The sequence below is a fragment of the Cobetia sp. genome, assembly GCF_983723665.1.
Window position 1 is genome coordinate 1 of the sequence record NZ_CFDJES010000255.1, and the last position, 2,347, is coordinate 2,347.

Below are 2,347 nucleotides of genomic sequence, written 5' to 3' on the forward strand. Positions count from 1 at the left end.
ATCTGGGCAGCATGCAGTGGCATCAGGCCCGCGCTGCCAAATATCTGACACTGGCAGGAGGTGAGGCATGAGTCTGCATGCGATGAGTTGGGCGCGTGAGGTGATGCCCGAGATGCCGGAGTCGATCAAGGCGGGGCCGCGCCTGTTGCTGCTGCTGATGGCCGATTACGCGAACGAGCAGGGCGTGTGCTGGCCGTCCGTTCGTCGCCTGGCGGATGAGATGGCCTGTTCACGCAGCACGGTCCAGCGCGCGATTGAGGCGCTGGTCGAGCACGGGGTCATGACGGTGGTGGCCCGCAAGACGCCGACCGGCCGCCAGACCTCGAACTTCTACCGCCTCGCCATGGGCAATGATCAGCAGCAACCGCAAGCCGCCGATGAGCCGTCACCGGAAGAGCTCGAGGCGCTGATGGCGGGTAGCGATGAGGAAGAAGTGCCTGCTGAGCCTGCCACCTCACCTGCCCAAGCCGAGCACCCGATCTTCGCCAATGCGGCCCAGCAGGCAGACAACGGCCAGCCGCCAGTGCCTGCCGGCGCCCGTCAGGTGCCGATGACGTTGGACTGGCAGCCGGATGCGACGCACTGGCAGACGGAGACCCTGCGCCGTGGCGACCCGAGCCTGACATGGGATCAGGGCGAGCTGGCGGACTTCACCGCGCACTTCGCGGATCAGCCCGGACGGAGGCACTCGCATCATGCCTGGTGCGCCAAGTTCGCGGGCTGGGTGAGTGAGAACCGCAAGCGAGAGGCGGCCCGTCAGGCCCGCATGAGTCAGAACGCCAATACATCGAACAACACTGCACGCAACGCTGGAGGCACCCATGGAAGCCGTCGCTCAACTGGTCCAATCCGTAACTCGAAACTCTCAGCCGCTGAAGGGCGTGCACTCATTGAGCAGCGCCGCCGTGAACAAGCCGAAGGCCAGCCGCCGTCCGGCGACGTCATCGATGGCGAGTGGCTGTGATGACCTGCCACGGGTGAGCCAGAAAGCGGTGGATGCGCTGTTCGATCGCTTGGCCCAGCTGCATGGCGCCCACTGGCATCGCCGTTGCCGTGAGATGGGGTGGGGCACTGAAGAGAATGGCCAGTGGGTGAGCTGTGACGTGGAAGGTGAGTGGCTGGCGGCCCTGAGCCACCTGAGCGCCCAGCACCTGCGCTGTGGCTTGCAGGCCGAGAAGGCCCGCACGGCCAAGTCGCTCCAGCAGCGTGGCAACGCCTTCCCGCCGGACAGCGCCATGCAGTTCGCCGAGCTATGCCAGATGACACCCGAGGGGCTGGGCCTGCCGGACTTCGATACCGCCTGGCAGGCATTGCAGGACCACGCCTTCACCGGCAAGCCGTATCCGCATGAGGCCATCGCCGCCGCGGGCGAGCACATGGATCTTCACGGCATGGCCTCGGCCAGCTATCAGCGCATGGACAAGCACGAACGTGCCTTCCGCGTGTACTACCAGCAGGTGGTGGAGCGCTTCGCCCGGGGTGATGACCTCAAACCGCAAGCAGCGATTGGACATGACGGCCAGCTGTCGCCGGCAGAACGTGCCGCCATGGCGGGCCAGGCCCGCGCTCAGCAGCAAGCCGAGGCCTCTGGTCTGCCTCATACCATGAATGCCGATCAGGGGATGCGTTCCCTGCGTGCCGCACTGAAAGGAGCTTGACCCATGAACGATATCGTAATTGCTGGAGAAGCTGGCGAGCTGCTGACTACCACGGCGGCAATCGCTGAAGGTGTTGAGCGCGACCATGCTTCGGTTATCCGACTGGTGCGTGACAACTTGGAAGACCTTGAGGACTTCGGAAGGGTCGGATTTGAGATCCAACCCTTGGCGACACCCGGTGGTACTCAGCGCCGCGAGGTGGCCAGCTTGAATGAGCCCCAAGCAACCCTTCTGCTGACGTTCATGCGTAATAGCGACATCGTGCGCTCATTCAAGAAGCGCTTGGTGCGCACTTTCTACGAAATGCGTGATCAGGTGCGGGCTTTATCAGTGACCCCGGCACCGGTAGACCCCACCACGGACATCTCCCGCGCTTCGGCCATCGCCAGCGCGCTTGATGGCGCTGCCCGGGCATTCGGCTTTGACGACAACATGCGCTTGCTGTCGGTGAATCAGGCCGTGCAGAAGCGTACCGGCATCAACCTTCTGGAAGAGCTGGGGGCGACCCACCTGCTGAGCCCGATGAACGAGCGCTACTTGACCCCGACTGAGCTGGGTATGCCGTTGGACATGAGCGCGATCGCCATCAACCGCCTGCTGCGCGACAAGGGCTTCCAGCGTCAGGAGCGTGACGGCAAGGGCAAGGCGTACTGGGTGATGACTGAGGCAGGCCGCCAGTCAGGTGGCCG

Annotated in this window: 3 protein-coding genes; all 3 read left to right on the forward strand. The window is 64.3% G+C overall.

Annotated features, from left to right (window positions below):
* Positions 1–67: 67 nt before the first annotated feature.
* Positions 68–964, forward strand: a complete 897-nt coding sequence (locus tag AC4FAH_RS14545; RefSeq protein WP_490246316.1) for a DnaT-like ssDNA-binding domain-containing protein — start codon at positions 68–70, stop codon at positions 962–964.
* Positions 906–1,658, forward strand: a complete 753-nt coding sequence (locus AC4FAH_RS14550) for a replication protein P (RefSeq protein ID WP_490246317.1) — start codon at positions 906–908, stop codon at positions 1,656–1,658. The genes AC4FAH_RS14545 and AC4FAH_RS14550 overlap by 59 nt, the downstream gene beginning before the upstream one ends.
* A 3-nt stretch (positions 1,659–1,661) precedes the next feature.
* On the forward strand, positions 1,662–2,347 hold a 686-nt coding region (locus AC4FAH_RS14555; RefSeq protein WP_490246318.1), incomplete at its 3' end, for a Rha family transcriptional regulator.

What these genes read in the sequence shown, in the direction of transcription:
- AC4FAH_RS14545 (WP_490246316.1), top strand. Translation starts at nt 68, where the DNA reads ATGAGTCTGCATGCGATGAGTTGGGCGCGTGAGGTGATGCCCGAGATG.